This window comes from Streptomyces sp. NPDC002676, assembly GCF_053592455.1.
In genome coordinates this window covers 298,804-314,545 of record NZ_JBSFVT010000009.1, presented here as the reverse complement: position 1 = coordinate 314,545, position 15,742 = coordinate 298,804, and the positions used below count along the sequence as shown (strand labels likewise).

Genomic DNA, 15,742 nt, shown 5'->3' with positions numbered 1-15,742 from the left:
CCCCCGCGCACCAGTCCCTCAGGGGTCTTTCCCGTCTGCCCCCAGCGAACTGATGCGGGGCGCCCTACAGGTGTATCTCTTCCTCAATGGCACGAGCGATCTCTGGCCACGGTGGGCGCAGGACGTCGACGAGCGACCAGTAGTCGTACATGTCCCTGACCAGGGCCCCGACGCCAAGGCGTGTGGCATCTCGATCGATGGCGCCTATGACCCGCCGCGTGATGCCTCCCGCTCCTCGGGCAGCCGGGGTGATCCCGTGCCCGAGTAGGAGCGTGGCGGTACGGATGGCATCCAGCGTGGTCGGCGGCGCAGAGCCAGCGAAGCTGCCGTAGATCAGTTGGTTCCAGCGCTCCTGGGTGCGAGCCCATGCCAGGCGTTCCAGCCCGCTACCGAGGTCCACCGCCATGCGGCCTGGGTATTCGGTGTTCCACAGGAGGACGATGTCGCCGAGGGTGTGGTCTAGGTGGTGGAAGCGCAGTGTGATGCCCTCGACCTGTCGTCGGCGCCACGGGGACAGTTTGCCGTTGATGCTCAGGTGCCGTGCGTGGAAGCCGAGTTGGGAGAGAACTGTCAGCCACCCGTCGAGGATGGCGCCGTACTCCTCCAGGCTGCCTATTGGTTGGACTCGGGAGATGTTGACGAAGGAGGTCAGGAAGCCGTCTTTCAAGTGGCCGGTGGTGTCGCGCTGGCCTGTGAAGCGGACGACTGGCTGGGGAAGGAATCCGCTTCGGTGTGTGCGGGGTTGGCCATCCTTGAGGAGTGGGTCGAGTGCCTGGACCGCGGAGATCGTCAGTTCGGTCTCCCGGCCCCAGCTGAGGGGGAGGCAGGCATCGCGTGGGGCTCCTTCCCGCGCGAAGCCAGTCTCCAGTGAGGCGAGCAGTTCCCTCCAGGAAGGCGCTCGACGCGGTGGCCTGTAGGCGGTACCGCGGTTCGGATGGCGGACCTCGATGTGACAGCCATCGGCCGTGAACTCCCAGTGCGGGCCTAACGCAGCACGGATCACACCGGGTATCTGCTGGGCAAAACCGTCCCCGACCGTGCGGTTTGCAGGGGTCAGCATGGCCGTGTCGCCATTGCCCGGAAGTGACGGGCCGAGTCGAAACGGTGCATGCCGACGGCCTGGACCTGGCGGTGGTTGAGGTCTTCCGCCCGCTGGATCGAGTCGGCGAGCCTCCGCGCCGCCGTCTCATCGTCCTCGTGCGGGTCGACGACGGCGACCGCACCGGTCTCGTCGCACAGGGCGGCCTGGGCGCATGTGCCTTCCCGCCAGGTCAGAGCGGCCATGGGGGTGCCGGCGCGAAGGGACTCACCGAAGACGGCGGCACCGGCCTCCACGTACGCACGGGCGTACGTATAGACGAAGACAGACGCCCCGGCGATCGCTGCCGTCTTGGCAGTGCCGCCGAGTTCCCCGACCCACTCCACGTGTTCGGAGGTGAGGAGGCGCTCGTGGAGTCGCACGTACTCGTCGTCGAAGACGGGACCGACAATTCGGATCCGGCGGCCAAGGATCTGCGCTGCCCGCACCGCGATGTGCGGAGCCTTGTCCTCGTCGATCCGGCCGAGCCAGACGAGGCCAGTACCGGCTGTGGCCGGAGGCTCTTCCTCACGGAGGCCCAAGTGAACAGCAAGCTCGGGGATCGGCCGGTGGTCGGCGTAGCGCTCCATCATCTCGGGCGAATAGCAGTAGAGCCGTGACCGTTGGCCGTCGAACGCGGTGGAGGCGTGCTGGAAGACGGGCGAGTGCTGGAAGGTGGCGATGTCGCAGTCCAGCTCGCTCCAGGTGCGGGTCCAGGCGGAAAGTGACGGGTACTCATGGCCCACGACCAGGAGGTCGTAGCCGGTGTCGCGCAGCTCGCGCTCGGCGAGCGTTCCGGGCGTGATGTCCTCCAAGCGGACTGGCTTGCGGACCCATTCGTGTTCCAGGTCCGTGAGCCAGCCCGGCCCGAGGAGGTGTACGTCGGCGCCTGCGGCTCGGGCGCCTGTGGCGACCGCCCACAGCCATCGTTCGATTCCGCCGTAGCCGGCGGGTGGAAAGGCGTAGCTACCAGGGAAGTCGCAGACGCCGACGAGCACTATGCCTCCGGTGTTCCGTTCGCCGAGATCCGGCGGAAGCCGAGGTACGGGACGAGGGATTCGGGCAGGAGGATGGAGCCGTCCTGCTGCTGGCACTGTTCGAGGAGAGCGGCCAGGGTGCGGCCGACGGGCAAGCCGGAGCCGTTGAGGGTGGCGACAAGCTTGGGCTTGCCGTCCTCGCCGCGGGTCCGGATGTTTGCCCGGCGTGCCTGGAAGGTGCCGAAGTTGGAGACCGAGGAGATTTCGCGGTACGTGTTCTGGCTCGGGATCCAGACCTCGATATCGTAGGTGAGCTGGGCGGAGAAGCCTGTGTCGCCGGCGGCAAGCTTGATGACGCGGTAGGCGAGGCCGAGTTCCTTCAGGCACGCCTCGGCGTGGCCGATCATCTTCTCCAGCTCGGCGTCGGCGTCGGCCGGGTCGACGATGCGGACGATCTCGACCTTGGCGAACTGGTGCTGGCGGATCAGGCCGCGGGTGTCGCGGCCGTACGAGCCGGCCTCGGACCGGAAGCACGGGGTGTGCGCGGTGAGTGCGAGCGGCAGCTCGGCCGGGGGGATGATCTCGTCGGCGTAAAGGTTGGTGAGTGGGACCTCGGCCGTCGGGATGAGGAACAGCTCTCGGTCGGCGACGCCTGTCTTGAACAGGTCTTCCTCGAACTTCGGGAGCTGGCCGGTGCCGGTCATGGTCTTCCGGCTGACCAGGTAGGGGACCGCGTACTCGACGTAGCCGTGCCGACGGGTGTGGAGGTCGAGGAAGAGCGTAGACAGGGCACGCTCCAGGGCGGCACCGGCACCGCGGGAGACCGCGAAGCGCGGGCCGGACAGCTTCGTGGCCCTGCCAAAGTCGAGGATGCCCGTGGCTTCGCCGAGGTCGACGTGGTCCTTCGGCGCGAACGCGAACGCGGGCGGCGTGCCGATGCGACGGACCTCGACGGCGAACTCCTCGGAGTCGCCATCGGGAGCCGAGTCATCCGGCAGGTTCGGGATGCTGAGGAGCAGGTCACGGAGCTGGGCCTCGATCTGCTCCTGGCCGGCCTCGATCTCGCGGATCTGGTCCTTCAGCTCGCGAGCGCGCTCCTTGAGCTTGGTAATGTCGCCGCCCTGCTTGGCCGTCTGCTGGACCTCGCTCGCCACTCGCTTGGACTCTGCCCGCAGCTCGTCGGCCGAGCGGATGTTCTGGTTGCGCCGAGAGTGGAGGGACTCCAGCTCGGACAGGTCCAGGGTGTAACCGCGACGAGCGAGCCGACGAACCGCTTCGGCACCCATGTCGATCAGGGCGCGGGCATCATGCATGAGGAAGATCCTTCTGATCCTGCGAGTGGGATGGGGATGGGGAATCGACGGTAGCAACCGCCGAGCCGTTCCCGTTCCGGAATATCCTCCCGTCACCGCTATCGGCGGCACGGCGCTCAGCGCCGGCTTCGAGATCGTTCACCAGTGTCCCGATGAATTCAGGCAGTTCCTCGTCAGGGATGGCGACGGGCTCTACGTAAGGGGCCTCGGGAAAGAACAGGGGCATGGCCTGGCCAGGAGTCCGAGCGCGGTGCCACACGAGTACGGATACCAGCAGGCCGTGGGCTACGAAGACGCGCGGGCCGGGGTGGTCCAGAGCCGCGAAGACCCCCGTGAGCATCCTGCGGATTCCCTCGCTCTGTGACTCAGTGCTGCCGGGCGGCCGCTCGTCGGCGCTGTGCCCGTCGAGCCATGCTGCGTATTCGAGGAACGGGTCTCCTTCGAATTCACCGTAGTCGAGTTCGTTCAGCCGCGGATCGGTGATCAGTTCCGGTCCGGGAACGCCCATCAACAGGTTCGCGGTCTGCTGGGCACGGGGAAATTCGCTGGCCACCCACGTTCTCACGCTGTGGAGGGGCAGGCTGTTCCATCCTCTGGCCAGCGCTCGTCGGCCGTCCTCGTTCAGATGGATGGGTTTGGCCGGGTCGCCGTTGACGAGGTAGCGCTGGCTGTAATCGGTCGGCCCGTGGCGGAGGACGTAAGTCGTCATGGTCGGTTCCCTAAGCTTGGTGCGGACAGCCACGCGAGGACGTCGGCCATCCGCGGTGCGCGTGGATCGGCGGTCTCGAGGTAGTAGAGGAGACCGTCCACTGCCAGGGCTCGGCACCACGGTGCGAGCACGGGGACGGGGATATCGGCGATCCGGGCGGCCGTAGCCAGGCGAGCGTCCGTGTCGTGCCCGAGGTCGTAGTACACAGTCCAGAAGGCCCAGTCGAAGGCGGCATCGCCGACCATCGGAAGGGGATCGATGAACCGCGGGTGCCCCAGCCAGTCGAAGAGCACGTTCTCGCGGTAAAGGTCCGTGTGCAGGACCGTCGCGCGGCCGTCGTCTTCCGCCAAGGTCATGAGCTCGGGGAGGATCGCGTTGGCGAAATCGTGCCACGGGCCGAGGTCGACCGACTCCAGTCTGCGCCAGACCCGGGGGCGTATTTCCTGGTGCAGGTATGTGGCCAGAAGCGGGAGGTCACGCGGTCGGCGACGGCGGCGGCCGAACGTGTGGAGGCCCTGGAGGGCGGCGGCCACCGTTTGCAGCTCTCGTGGCGGCCGTTCGCCGCCGCCCGGCTGGCCGCTGATCATCTCCAGGGCCGCCACGGCGAGGTCGTCCGCCACCTCGACAACGTCCGCCGTGGGACCGCCCGCCCAGAGGCGCAGGGCGGTCACCTCGCTGCGGAACCGGGCGGGGTCGGCCCATGCCTTGAGGAGCAGTGGACGCCTGTCGAGGGTGCCGGCTGTGGCGATCACGGAGGCGTGTCCGGTGTTGTGGTACGCGCCGAGCGCGAGCTTCCAGCGCTCCGCCGCCTGGTCCAGCAGAGCGGGCACGGTGTCGAGCCACCCGGAGACCTCGGTGCCATAGTGGGTGATCAGGCGCTCCCGGCACTCCATGGAGACCTCTCCGAGCGTCCGCTTCGGCATCAGCTCAGCACAATCCCGTCGGAGACCAGCTCGTCGGTGAGGGCGGGAAACTCTCCCAGCGTTTCCTCTACGAGCGCCTGGACCTTGTCCACCTCGGTGTCCGGAGACGACAGGCGGACGAGAACGCGCCACGGCTGGTCGAGGCGCTGCCCGGTAGCACTCACCAGGTGGACCTCGGCGTGCTCCCCGGTCGCCTCGTGGAGCCGCTCGGCGAGCCGTCGCGCGGCGATGTTGTAGAGCTTGCCCACGTGGTACACGGGGTTCTTCCCGTTGGCGCCCTCCAGGTTCATCGGCCGCAGCGGTGTGATGAGCCCGTTGACCCGGTTACCGCGGCCGACGACTCCTTCGTCGCCGGACTCGATCGAGCTGCCTGTGTACGTGAGGTACAGCTCGTCCTTCCCCGGGACGTCGCGCGCGTTCAGACGGAACCGCGTCTCAGCGCCGGGGAGCTTGAGGGCGGCGAGCCTGTGGCACTCGGCGAGCACGCTCTCCGCGTTCCGCACGTACTCGGACCGACTGGCGACGAACCGCGACTTCTGCGGCACACAGAGCACGACGTCGGCCTGCTCGCCGTCCCAGTAGCCCATGAGCTTGACGTCCGACCCACACCAGGTGTGAGCGCGGGTGAACTCGCTCTCCCCGGAGAAGTGGTTCACCAGCTCGCGGACGAACGACTCGAAGGTGTTCTCCGGGGCCCAGCCGGTTCCCAGCGAGGTGTCGTTGGACAGCCTTACCCGCCGCTCCCGCAGGTCCTCGATGGACCGCGGGTTGAACCAGCGCGTCCGGTCGGGCACCTCGTCGCCCGTGAGGACAGCGCCGGGGCTCGAATTGCTGGTGATGTTGAAGGCGATGTCGAGATGGTCGGAGACCTCGGGGAGCCGCTCGGCGAAGAACGCCCGCACCTCGGCCTCCACTATCTCCTTTACGGGAATCCGCTCCCCGCCGCACATGGGCGCAGCACGGCCGTTGACGAGCACCCTGACCGGAGCAGTCATGCGGCCGGCGCCGTACCGGACCTCGCTCGCGCCCCCGAGGAGGGCGAGCTTGTCGAAGTTGTGGTGCAGCACGGCACCGAAGCGCTCGACGGTGTGGTGGCTGTAGGCACGCGACAGGCGCTCAGCGAGGTGGTCGGCCAGGGTGTCCGGGTGGCCGAGGCCCTTCCGTTCGACGATGGTCGTCGCGTCCGGCCTGGCCACGGCGGTGTCGATGACGAGGTGGCTGTTGCCGATGATCGTGCTGGTACGAGGCATGACGAGCTCCCGTTCAAGGGCAGACAGAAAGGGATGAGCGCAGGCGTCAGTTCGCCTGAGTGAGCGGCGAAGCAAGGAATCAGCGAGGAACACCGGCAGCGCGGAGGAGCGAAACGGCCTGAGCGATCCACCTGTACGCGGAGACGGCCTGTTCTTCAGCAGCGACCCGGTAGACGTCGCGGGTGGTAACGAGATCGATGTCCTGGGTGCGGCGGCGATCGAGCCAGAGGAGCAGGCGCCAGGCGAGAACCGGCCCACTGAACGGCAGCCGGGTCACGAGATCGACCGGGATGCGTCCGGGCGGCACACCTGCGTACAGCAGGTCGCGTAGGAGGTGGAAGACCACGTCGGTGTAGTCGAGGACCGCCGGCCCGCAGGCGCTCGCCTCCCAGTCGACGACGTGTAGACGCTCGCCGCCGACGAGGAGGTGCTCGGGCTTGAGATCACCGTGCAGGTGAACGACCGGATGGGAATCGATCGGCTGCAGGGCCTCATCCAGCACCGCCCACCAGGGCAGCCACCGGCAGCGAGGGGAGAACTGATCCAGCAGGAATCGCCGCGAGGAAACCGGATCGGCTCGCCGCACCCCCCAGCCGGCGCCGGGAGTGGTGCCAGCAGTAGGCCGGTGCAGTCTGCCGCTCACAGCCACGACATGGCTGATGTACTCCTCCATCGCCTCATGGGTGTCTATCGAACACGGCGTACCATCCACGGCTCGGAACGCCGTCCAAGACCCCGCCTCACCGTTTCCCGTGGCCAGGACGGTCGGAACCGAGATGCCCCGGAGGGCAGCAAGCTCGACCGTCGCAGCCTCACGTAGCCGCCGGCCCTCGGGTTCAATGCCCACGTAGACCTTCAGCACGGCACTGCCGTCTCTGGCGAACCGCGTTCTGGAGTACGGCTTGAGGACTGCCGGGCCAAACGGACCGAGGCCCTGCTCGGTCCACGGCTTCCTCCTTGTCGTGCTGCGCATCCTTGTCGCCTCCGTCCCACGCCGCGCTCGTGTCAATTAGTCCACGTTCCAGCTACTTGGTGCCGCTAGGCCCGTGGAGATGCCATCTTCACCGACACTGAGGCCCTATTCGAGGGCCCTGATGGGTCATCAACAGGGCTTTGAGAGGGCCTTGTTGCTCACACATGGATGATTTCGCGCCGCGATAGGGACATCATGGCAATCCCTGGCAAGAACTCACCCGGAGGCAGTTCATGTCTCGTCCCGCAGGCAACGCCCGACTCAAGGCAGCCCGGGTAGCTGCTGGCTACAACTCCCAACAGGCGCTGGCGGACGCCATCACCAAGGCCGCCCCCAGGCTCGGCATCCGAGGACTCTCTGTCGGCGTCCGGCAGATCCGGCGATGGGAGTCCGCGACACCACCCTGGCCCCAGCCCGATGTCCACCGAGTCCTGACTCACCTGCTGGGCCAGAGCATGGAGGACCTGGGGTTCACCCCGCCCTGGGGGACTGAAGGGCAACAGCGTGATGTGGCGGTCAGCCGCAGCACGCCTCGCACGCCCATGACCGGAACGCGGCTGGCTGCAATACCCGTCCAGTCCACCGTCGCGACGCAACCGGCCACCGTTGGTATGGATTTCGAGATCGTCACCCGCTCCCACCGTCACCTGTACTGGTCTGTGGCCCCAGCCACCCTGCACCCGGCAGTCGTGGAACATGCCCGGCTCGGCGTCGCCCTCCTGCCCGAGACCGCAAACCCAGCCCGTAGAACTCTCGCCGCTGCCCTCGCGGAGTCCTACCTCCTCGCCGGCCGCATCGAATTCTTCGACCTACGCCAGCCAGACCAAGCTGCCGAAACCCTCCTGCGCGCCCTCCAGGCCGCGGGCGAAGCAGATGACCCTCTCCTCGGCTCGGCCATCCTCGCCCACATGGCCTTCATACCCGGCTGGGCAGGAGACCGGGAGGCAGCAGTCGAACGCATGGCCGCTGCGCGCACCTACGCACGCCGCGAGGACGCCACCGCAGAACATTGGGCCTGGTTGGATGCCGTAGAAGCGGAATGTGAGACCCGCTGCGGGAACCCTCGCACCGCACTGCAGCTGATCAGCCATGCCGAGGACATCCTCGCCACCGGATCCGAGCACCCCGCACCCGCCTGGCTGGACTGGTTCAGCCCCGTCCGACTATCCGCCTTCAAAGGCAACACCCAGCTCAAGGCTGGCCACCTACCCCAGGCCCGGCAGACCCTTCTCCAGGTCCTTGACGACCTGCCGCCGGAGTCCGACAAGCAGCGCAGTGTCATCCTCGGAGACATCGCCGCAGTGGAAGCGGCGGACAGGCGGCCGGAGGAGGCGTGCCGCTATGCGACCCAGGCCCTCGACCAGCTTTCCGTCACCTGGTACGCCACCGGCATGGACCGGGTCCGCGAGGTCCGACGCGCACTCGCTCCCTGGCAGAACGAGCAGTGCGTCCGCGACCTCGACGACCGGCTCTATGACTGGGGCACGACAGTCAGCGCACTTCAGCGTTGAACTTGGCAACCTTCTCCGGCAGCTCCGCGAGCGAGTCAATCCGCATCGTCGTGATCGCGTCCGCGTCCGGATCCCGCTGCTGGATCGTGCCCCAGGGCCCACGCCGGATCAGGGCCGTCAGGAGTCCCGCCTGCACGGCCGGGCGAATGTCGTTGTCGAGCCGGTCACCGACGTACAGAATCTCCCCCGGCTCGGCAGGCGTCGCCTTGATGACGTGCTCGAAGAAGGCCACATCCGGCTTCGACGCACCCCAGTCGTCGCTGGTGGCAATCATGTCGGAGGGGAGGTCGAGGCCACGCAACAGGCCGCCGGCCCGCACGGTCTGGTTCCCGGCGATCCCCACCCACAACCCCGCCTCGCGCAGGGCAGCCAGCGACGGCCGCACATCCGGGTACAGGTCACCCTCGCCGAACCACTCCGGCTTCCCGGCAGCCGCGCGCTTCTCTCGCTCCTCGGTCAGATCGAACCCAGGCCGGAACTCCTGGAACGTCTCACGGTAGTCGCGCCCCTGCGCGATGACCGCCCCGAACATCGCCGCGAAGGTGTGCCGTGGCACCCCCAGCCAGTCCGCCCAGGTCCCGTACTCCCGAGTCTCGTCAACAAGGCACTCACCAACATCGAACACCACAGCACGAATCATGTTCGGCAGGTTAGACGGTCCGGCGCGAGAGTGAAGCAGCCCTTTCGGTCCGTGATCAACCGCTACGCGCCACGCCCAGGAGAACCTCCTGCGCAAGCAAAGCTGCTGGTCAGACAGCACATGTCCACTTGACACCTGCAGGCTCGCGATGCAACGACCTGCTCCCTCTCAGGCATCGCCGCAGGCCAGAAAAGTGTTGTCCCTCTGTTGACCGTACGTAGGTTCATCCCCACCCGGAAGCCCGCAGGAGGGGAAGGCTGCCCAGGCTGACTCGCCAGGCGCGCGCAACACGATGCCTCTCTGCCGGGTGCACGCGATGCCCATGACCCATGACCCATGACCCATGACCCTGGCCCTGGCCCTGGCCCTGGCCCTGGCAAAAAGCAACGCCTGATAGTCGTGGATGGCCCGTTTTCGCGCCTTCGGTGCCTCACAAAGCGCCTGTCAGCAGTCGGCCGACGAAGTCCATGTGCTGCGTGTGCCCCGCCTGGAGCCACGTCTCGGCATTGCCGGAGCCTTTCGAGCCGTCACCGTACGCGCAGGCTCGCAGCCAGCGCTCACCTTCGGCGTGGCCCGGATCGCCGAGTCCGCGGAAGCCGTTGTGCTCGACTATCCAGCGGGCCTGGGCGCGTACCCGGGAGACGTGGTCGGGGCCCCTGGTAGGTGCTCGGGCGATGAGGAAGCCGTCCGGTGTGGTGTAGCGCAGCAGGCTCCAGCCCGGGCCTGGTTGCCGGACGGGGGCGATGTTGGCGCTGCAGGCGTGCTCCACGGAGTAGCCGCCGTACACGATCCTCCTCGCCAACTCCGGGCGGGCGGTGCCCACCAGGTGGTGCAGCCGCCAGTCGTGGCGCACGGCGGTGCGGGTGGGTTGCATGTCGATGTCGTCCATGGCCCGGGGGAAGGCGCCGGCGGTGAGGACGAGCGTGCGCCACGGGACGAGGGCGCCGAGGAGGTCGATCGCGATGAGGGCGGTCTTGACGGCTTCCCCGGCGTCCGTGACCGCTCCGAGGTCCAGAATGAGGTCGAGGCGGGAGGGTGGCAGGCAGAGGCGGTCGATCAAGTCGAGGAGCTGCGGGCGGAGGCTGCCGTGCGGGTCCAGGGGCTCGTGGAGCGCGAGCCGTATACCGAGGCTGCGACCACTGAGGAAGGCGAGGTCGGCGGCGTAGCGCTGGTGCCTTGGGGCGCGCTCGGGCCCGGTGACCAAGCGCAGGCGGCTTCTGACGGCTAAGTGCCACAGGCTGTCCGCGGACCCGTGGATCAAACGCTCCACGTGGGCCGCGTCGACCCAACCGGGATTGTCGCCCATCGTCTCGATGAGGTCGTTCACGCGCGGGGCGAGCCAGTCACTCAGCAGGGTCTCGTCGGTCTCCGGGTCGGACACCGGAGGTGCGTCCCGACGACGCTCAGGCCCGACACGCGGTACCACGGTCCACAACGGCTCGATCCGGCGCCTTACCGACACGTCCACGTGTTCGTAGGCCCGCCTGGCGGCTCGGGTGGTCGGCAGTACCGGTACGTAGACGGTTCTGACCATCGCGGCTCCCCCGTCGGTCCCGCAGCATGGGCGTATCGCGCCTGATCGAAGGGTGCAGGGAGAGCTTTCATGACGAAAGAGGGCCATTCAGGCCACTGCGGCGGTTGGAACCGCGTCGGCGTACCCGCGCAGTCACCCCAGCGGGGGCTGTCCTCGACCATCCGGTCCGCGTCCCACCCTGCTCTGCCAGACTCGATGGCATGGCGAAGAGCCGTGGCCGCCGCAAGCCGGGTGGCGGCAAGAAGTCCGTACGCCGTTCGCCGCATCCCCTGCGACTGCCGGATCGTGTCCTGCGGGAGGCCCGAACGCAGCGTCTGGAAGACAGGAATGTCCTCGCGGTGGAGGCGTGGGCGAGCGGATGTCTTGGCGAGGCGTGGCTGGCCGTCGGGATGATGGAGCGCGAGCCGGAGCAGACGCTATGTCTTGAGGTGGTGGGCCGGGCTTCGACGACACCGTCCCCACATGGCCTTGCCGCGGTGGCCGCGCTGGAGCGGGTCGGCCCGCCCGACAGCCGCTCCCTGCTCGGCGAGACGGTGGAGATCCTCGCCGGGTCGCAGCCGCTGCCCGCCTGGCACGCGGCCTCGCCGCACCGCCCGGTGAGCCATGGATTTCTCCCGTCATCGCCGCAGTCGATGCGTACGCGCCCGCCTTTCGCGCGGCCTTCGACGACGAGGAGGCGTGGGGTCCGGCCAAGCAGATCTCGGCCGCCCTCGCCGCGCGGGGCGTCGACCTCACCGGCCGCGATGCCGTCGACACAGCCGTGCGCGCCCTCCACGCCGAACGGCTCGACCAGCAACTCACCGGTCGGCCCCGGCCGTCCGGCTTCTGACACATGCCCCAGACAGACGCGCGCCGCGCTCGCAGGCGGCGGCTCGCGTCGTACGGCAGAAACTTGAAAAGCAGGCAGGAAAGAGTGGACCAGAACGGTTCCCCCACGGCGCTCCCCCCAGTCGGAAGGCGGTTGGCAAGGAGCGCGGATCTCAAGAGCGAGCTGGTGGCGTTCGCGCAGGGTCCGCGCTTCGCCCGGCGACTGGATGCTCGGCTCGACGAGGCCGAGGACCAACTCGGCTTCCTGGACGAGGCAACCGCCATCCAGACGATCGACCACTTCGCGCTGCAGTACCGGCTGGCGGACGGCTCCACAGTCGTCGAGCAGTTCGTGGCCCAGCGGCGGCCTCCGCTGTCGGAGGACGAACGTGCGATGCTGCTCGGCTGGCGCGACGTGGTCGAGGGGCTCTTCGAGGTACAGAGCCCCGATCGAGGCGCCGCCATCCTGCACAACCTGCTGGACGACCTCGTCTACCGGGTCCACTCCAACCTGGGGCCGCGTGCTCTGGGAAATCTGCGCAAGGGGATGTTCGTTGCCGCGCGCATCGTGCCCGTCCACCCCGACACCGACGCCTGGGTGGTCAGCGGCAACCTCACCACCTACCCGCCCGGCGACGGTTTGGAGTTGGCGCAGGTCGCCGTCCAGACCCTGGCTGACAACCCGCAGCTGCTGCGCCGCAATCCCGAGTTGCTGCGCATGGCCTGGGAGATGCAGGCCGAAGCCTGTGCCGACTTCGTCGAGCTGTTCGGAACCGACCTGCTCATCCTGGAGCCGGCAGAGGCGCAAGTCCGATTGCGCGAGTATCACCGTCACCGGCAGGAGAAGGCCCTCACCGAACTTGACGACGAGGCCGCCGCGCAGGCGAGGAACAGCGGGCCCTCGCTTGACGAACTCAGTAGCCTGCCCGAAGAGCTTCTCGACGCGGACGACGTCGCTGTGATCTGTGACGAGACCGAAGGCATCTGCTACTACGCCGACTTCGGCCGTCTCGACGCGCTGTTCGCCGATCCCGCTCTGGCCCGTAACCGCACCTACCTGACGCAGCTCCGGGAGTACCTGAACGACGACTCCGTCTCCCCCATGGTCATCCGCCGTCTGGTCCAGCGGCATACCGAGAACGCCGACGCCGTGTTCCGCGCGCTCCTGCGCAAGCCCGCGTTCACCTGGGAGCGGGATGGGGAGGAACTGCTGCGCCGGCGCAAGAAGAGTCACTACACACACGAGCCCGTGCCAAGCATCACTCCCGTCGGCGCCCGCCTCGCGGAACTCCTGCGCGCGGAAAGGCGCCACAGACGATGAGGCCCACCACCACCGCGCTCGCCGCCATGGTCGCGGAGGCGATCGTCGATGCCTACGACGAGGACGAACAACTCTCCGCTCTCCATGCAGTCATCGAGGACCGCCTCGCCCTCCCGTTCGACACAGCCGTGCTCGGCGTCACCGTAACCGTCACCGCCGTCCAGCTCCGGTCCGGCAGCGGCATCGTCGCCCTGTGCAGACGCGGTCGACACCGTCAGGCGATCGGCCTCCTCGACCTACCGCTGCCCGAACCCGCGCCTGAGGGGTGGGCCTGGGTGGAGGCCTACCGGCACTGGGCATCCTGAGCCACGTACCCCAAGCCTCACCGTCTCTCCGCTACTGCCAGGCGCGGACCAGATCTTCAGGCCCCCAGTGGGCCGCAAGCGGCAGACTGCCGACGACACCGCTGCAGGACACCGCGACCAGCGGGGTGTCCCGCCCGGCACCGGGCACCGCGAGTACGTCCCGAGCCAGGGCGTCGTATTCGCGCCGGCCGAACGGCTGGGACTCCAGCCACTTGATGGAGCCGACAAAGTGCAACGCGCCCGCCACGGGTTCACGGTCGGTGCCGACCAGGTCGATCTCGGGGTTGTTCTGCCGGTTCCACCAGCCGCCGACAGCCTCTGTCTCCGGCCATCGCTCGTCGGGCAGCAGCCGCAGCAGCGACTCGCGGATGAGCGGCTCGACCGCACGTCCCCGCCAGGCGGTCCAGGACCGCTCGATGGGCTCCAGGGCCAGATCGCCCGGGCGCGCTCGATGAGCGGGATCCCCCGCTGCAGGAAGGCCAACCAGAACCGGAGATACGGATCGGCGATGCGGTAGCGCTTGTTCCTGGTGTCGGCCTTCGCGGACAGCGGCAGGTCGGCCGCCAGAACCCGCTTGGCCTGCAGGGTGTTCAGCAGCGGGGACAGCGTGCCCGGCCGGGCGCCACACCATTTCGAGCTGGGGCGGATGCCGACAGAAGAGGGCGGGAGTCAGTCTCACTGGCTCCCGCCCTCTCACCTCTCCTGGGAGGCGCCGGGAGGGCTTGTCGCCTCTGCAGCAGGCGGAGCCTGGGGCGCGCTCCTCCTGCCCGCCCCCCTCTGGGCTCTGGGCCTCTTGATCTGTCTGCTCCTGCCTCCGGATACAGCAAACGGTGCAGGCAATTGCTCTATCAGTATTTCTACTATGCTTCGGCGGAGTTGGGATGCGACTCTTTCCTCAATGCCCTCGTGATCGTCCAGGCAGGCGATTCGTTCGGCAGTCAGGATCTGGCCCATCCTGAAAGGTTCGGTGTAGTAGCGCTGAAGTTGCCTGCTTGTCGCCGAATACTGTTTGAAGAACACTCCCGACACGAACCCACTGAGCAGGGCGCCGAGCCCCGCCAGTCCGGCACTCGTATAGGCAGTAGCGTCTTTGTGTGCACCGAAAGACAACCCGACACCGATCACCAAGAAGCCGAACCCGACGGCAGACGCGATCTGGGCGTTCCGAAAAGCCGAATGCTGCTCGGCAATACTCACCGCCTGATACTCGTCCAACTGGCGTCTATTTATCACAAACAGGTCGGCGAGTCTTATTTTGTGGCTCGTCCGCAGCCGCTCTACAGCTTCTTCCGTCGCAGCAGAGCCGGCCTGTCTGACTCGCTCATCAAACGCCCGCCTGGCCGCCATGTACCCGAACGTTCCGATCAAGAGAATGATCAGCGCCCCAAGAAATATCCCGACTTGAATAGACAGGAGGATCGCGCGAGGCCAAGTCCCCTCCCTGACTTGAAGCGTGAACGGAGTCATCAGCACAGCGATCCAGATCATCGGCGCCGCAGAATAGACAAGTACCTTGGAGAAGCCTCGCTTGATCTCCATCCAGTCCTTGAATTCTCTACTGTCTCGCCACAGAAGCGACCTGTGCCCAATGGGAGGGGGCTGCTGTATCTGCAAGGCTTGCCGAGTCGCCGCGGACCAGGCCATTCGCGTATGCGGCCTCGTTTGCACTCTCCCTTTTTGCGACATGGCACCCCGGCTCCCTCCGCCTCCACGTGCTCTATGAGGCCGGTTTCCAGAGAGGCCATCACCGGCCCAGCTCGGCGTGGATCGCGGCGTGGGCGTGCATGCGCAGCTGTAGCCAGTCCTCCGCCCGCAAGCCGGCACAGTCGTGGAGGACGTCCGGCCACAGAGTTCCGGCTATGAGGCCCCTGGGGACGGCCGCTCTGCAGCACAGCACGACAAGATGCGCAGCCTCGGCCTCCACGCCGGCCAGATCGCACGTGACGTCCGGCCATGTCACCATCATCCGGCGCCGAGCCCGGCCTGTCGAAATATGCCGCGGGCAGCTGCGCTCATCCTGGTGTACCCATGGGACGGCACCTCGGGCGAGACCCTCGAAGAGCGCTGGTCGCTGCCCGCGCTCACCCAGCGGGACGCCGCCGCCACGGGCCTCGGAGACGTGCCCACCGTCGGCGCTGAGCCGGCACCCGAGGCGTACGACGCGTTCATGCGCTCCCACACCGAGTGAAGGCGCCGAAGCGTGCCGCGTCGCGCCTGATGCGACCAGGCCGTTGGCCCCCGCGCGGCCCGCCATCCCGGGACTGGCGGGCCAACGCCCCGAAGGGCGCCGTCGCGGGGTAAACCGGAACCTACGCCTCCGCCAACCAAAACGGAAGCCCTGTTTTCCGCAGCAGCCCGTCCGGAATGTCCGCCTACGTCGCCGTCGCCCGCCATGCCGCCG

General features: G+C 67.7%; 14 protein-coding genes and 1 pseudogene. 4 read left to right on the top strand and 11 right to left on the bottom strand.

Features of this window, described 5'->3' with window-relative positions; all coding sequences use genetic code 11:
* Positions 1-64 precede the first annotated feature (64 nt).
* The 7 genes from ACWD3E_RS25805 to ACWD3E_RS25775 form a co-directional block, all read right to left on the bottom strand.
* The gene (locus tag ACWD3E_RS25805; RefSeq protein ID WP_451389924.1) at positions 65-1,060 is read right to left on the bottom strand and encodes a hypothetical protein; all 996 of its coding nucleotides are present in this window, start codon (positions 1,058-1,060) and stop codon (positions 65-67) included.
* Positions 1,054-2,076, bottom strand: coding sequence for a glycosyltransferase (locus ACWD3E_RS25800; protein WP_451389923.1), 1,023 nt, complete (start codon positions 2,074-2,076; stop codon positions 1,054-1,056). The genes ACWD3E_RS25805 and ACWD3E_RS25800 overlap by 7 nt, the downstream gene beginning before the upstream one ends.
* Positions 2,076-3,368, bottom strand: coding sequence for a serine--tRNA ligase (serS, locus tag ACWD3E_RS25795; protein ID WP_451389922.1), 1,293 nt, complete (start codon positions 3,366-3,368; stop codon positions 2,076-2,078). Before serS ends, ACWD3E_RS25800 begins: the two co-directional genes overlap by 1 nt.
* Positions 3,361-4,077 (bottom strand): histidine phosphatase family protein, encoded by a 717-nt coding sequence (locus tag ACWD3E_RS25790; protein ID WP_451389921.1) that lies wholly within the window; start codon positions 4,075-4,077, stop codon positions 3,361-3,363. Before ACWD3E_RS25790 ends, serS begins: the two co-directional genes overlap by 8 nt.
* Positions 4,074-5,000, bottom strand: coding sequence for an aminoglycoside phosphotransferase family protein (locus tag ACWD3E_RS25785; RefSeq protein ID WP_451389920.1), 927 nt, complete (start codon positions 4,998-5,000; stop codon positions 4,074-4,076). The genes ACWD3E_RS25790 and ACWD3E_RS25785 overlap by 4 nt, the downstream gene beginning before the upstream one ends.
* Positions 5,000-6,250, bottom strand: a complete 1,251-nt coding sequence (locus ACWD3E_RS25780; RefSeq protein WP_451389919.1) for a methionine adenosyltransferase — start codon at positions 6,248-6,250, stop codon at positions 5,000-5,002. Before ACWD3E_RS25780 ends, ACWD3E_RS25785 begins: the two co-directional genes overlap by 1 nt.
* A 79-nt stretch (positions 6,251-6,329) precedes the next feature.
* Positions 6,330-7,223, bottom strand: coding sequence for a phosphotransferase (locus tag ACWD3E_RS25775; protein WP_451389918.1), 894 nt, complete (start codon positions 7,221-7,223; stop codon positions 6,330-6,332).
* Between the two features lie 233 nt (positions 7,224-7,456).
* Here ACWD3E_RS25775 and ACWD3E_RS25770 point away from each other — a divergent pair, with 233 nt between their 5' ends.
* Positions 7,457-8,734 (top strand): transcriptional regulator, encoded by a 1,278-nt coding sequence (locus ACWD3E_RS25770; RefSeq protein ID WP_451389917.1) that lies wholly within the window; start codon positions 7,457-7,459, stop codon positions 8,732-8,734.
* Here ACWD3E_RS25770 and ACWD3E_RS25765 read toward each other — a convergent pair.
* Together ACWD3E_RS25765 and ACWD3E_RS25760 are read right to left on the bottom strand one after the other, a co-directional pair.
* Positions 8,715-9,374 (bottom strand): HAD family hydrolase, encoded by a 660-nt coding sequence (locus ACWD3E_RS25765; RefSeq protein ID WP_451389916.1) that lies wholly within the window; start codon positions 9,372-9,374, stop codon positions 8,715-8,717. The two genes, ACWD3E_RS25770 and ACWD3E_RS25765, sit on opposite strands and share 20 nt — an antisense overlap.
* 430 nt (positions 9,375-9,804) lie before the next feature.
* A complete protein-coding gene (locus tag ACWD3E_RS25760; RefSeq protein WP_451389915.1) occupies positions 9,805-10,908 on the bottom strand; it encodes a beta family protein in 1,104 nt (367 codons plus the stop codon).
* A 961-nt stretch (positions 10,909-11,869) separates the two neighbouring features.
* Here ACWD3E_RS25760 and ACWD3E_RS25755 point away from each other — a divergent pair.
* Both ACWD3E_RS25755 and ACWD3E_RS25750 read left to right on the top strand, forming a co-directional pair.
* Positions 11,870-13,036: a hypothetical protein gene (locus tag ACWD3E_RS25755; RefSeq protein ID WP_451389914.1), complete on the top strand. Its 1,167-nt coding sequence runs from the start codon at positions 11,870-11,872 to the stop codon at positions 13,034-13,036.
* Positions 13,033-13,341, top strand: a complete 309-nt coding sequence (locus ACWD3E_RS25750) for a hypothetical protein (RefSeq protein ID WP_451389913.1) — start codon at positions 13,033-13,035, stop codon at positions 13,339-13,341. The genes ACWD3E_RS25755 and ACWD3E_RS25750 overlap by 4 nt, the downstream gene beginning before the upstream one ends.
* Before the next feature lie 31 nt (positions 13,342-13,372).
* Here the strand turns inward: ACWD3E_RS25750 and ACWD3E_RS25745 are convergent.
* Positions 13,373-13,965: pseudogene (locus ACWD3E_RS25745) on the bottom strand (DUF234 domain-containing protein); the annotation flags it as partial.
* A gap of 69 nt (positions 13,966-14,034) precedes the next feature.
* Positions 14,035-14,880, bottom strand: a complete 846-nt coding sequence (locus ACWD3E_RS25740; RefSeq protein WP_451389912.1) for a TRADD-N-associated membrane domain-containing protein — start codon at positions 14,878-14,880, stop codon at positions 14,035-14,037.
* A gap of 454 nt (positions 14,881-15,334) precedes the next feature.
* Between ACWD3E_RS25740 and ACWD3E_RS25735 the strand changes: the two genes are divergently transcribed.
* Positions 15,335-15,529, top strand: a complete 195-nt coding sequence (locus ACWD3E_RS25735; RefSeq protein ID WP_451389911.1) for a hypothetical protein — start codon at positions 15,335-15,337, stop codon at positions 15,527-15,529.
* Positions 15,530-15,742 lie beyond the last annotated feature (213 nt).

Bases quoted from the DNA above. Each gene is read 5' to 3' on its own strand.
- ACWD3E_RS25805 (WP_451389924.1), bottom strand. From the start codon at position 1,060: ATGCTGACCCCTGCAAACCGCACGGTCGGGGACGGTTTTGCCCAGCAG.
- serS (WP_451389922.1), bottom strand. From the start codon at position 3,368: ATGCATGATGCCCGCGCCCTGATCGACATGGGTGCCGAAGCGGTTCGT.
- ACWD3E_RS25790 (WP_451389921.1), bottom strand. From the start codon at position 4,077: ATGACGACTTACGTCCTCCGCCACGGGCCGACCGATTACAGCCAGCGC.
- ACWD3E_RS25785 (WP_451389920.1), bottom strand. From the start codon at position 5,000: ATGCCGAAGCGGACGCTCGGAGAGGTCTCCATGGAGTGCCGGGAGCGC.
- ACWD3E_RS25780 (WP_451389919.1), bottom strand. From the start codon at position 6,250: ATGCCTCGTACCAGCACGATCATCGGCAACAGCCACCTCGTCATCGAC.
- ACWD3E_RS25775 (WP_451389918.1), bottom strand. From the start codon at position 7,223: ATGCGCAGCACGACAAGGAGGAAGCCGTGGACCGAGCAGGGCCTCGGT.
- ACWD3E_RS25770 (WP_451389917.1), top strand. From the start codon at position 7,457: ATGTCTCGTCCCGCAGGCAACGCCCGACTCAAGGCAGCCCGGGTAGCT.
- ACWD3E_RS25765 (WP_451389916.1), bottom strand. From the start codon at position 9,374: ATGATTCGTGCTGTGGTGTTCGATGTTGGTGAGTGCCTTGTTGACGAG.
- ACWD3E_RS25760 (WP_451389915.1), bottom strand. From the start codon at position 10,908: ATGGTCAGAACCGTCTACGTACCGGTACTGCCGACCACCCGAGCCGCC.
- ACWD3E_RS25750 (WP_451389913.1), top strand. From the start codon at position 13,033: ATGAGGCCCACCACCACCGCGCTCGCCGCCATGGTCGCGGAGGCGATC.
- ACWD3E_RS25740 (WP_451389912.1), bottom strand. From the start codon at position 14,880: ATGGAGATCAAGCGAGGCTTCTCCAAGGTACTTGTCTATTCTGCGGCG.
- ACWD3E_RS25735 (WP_451389911.1), top strand. From the start codon at position 15,335: ATGCCGCGGGCAGCTGCGCTCATCCTGGTGTACCCATGGGACGGCACC.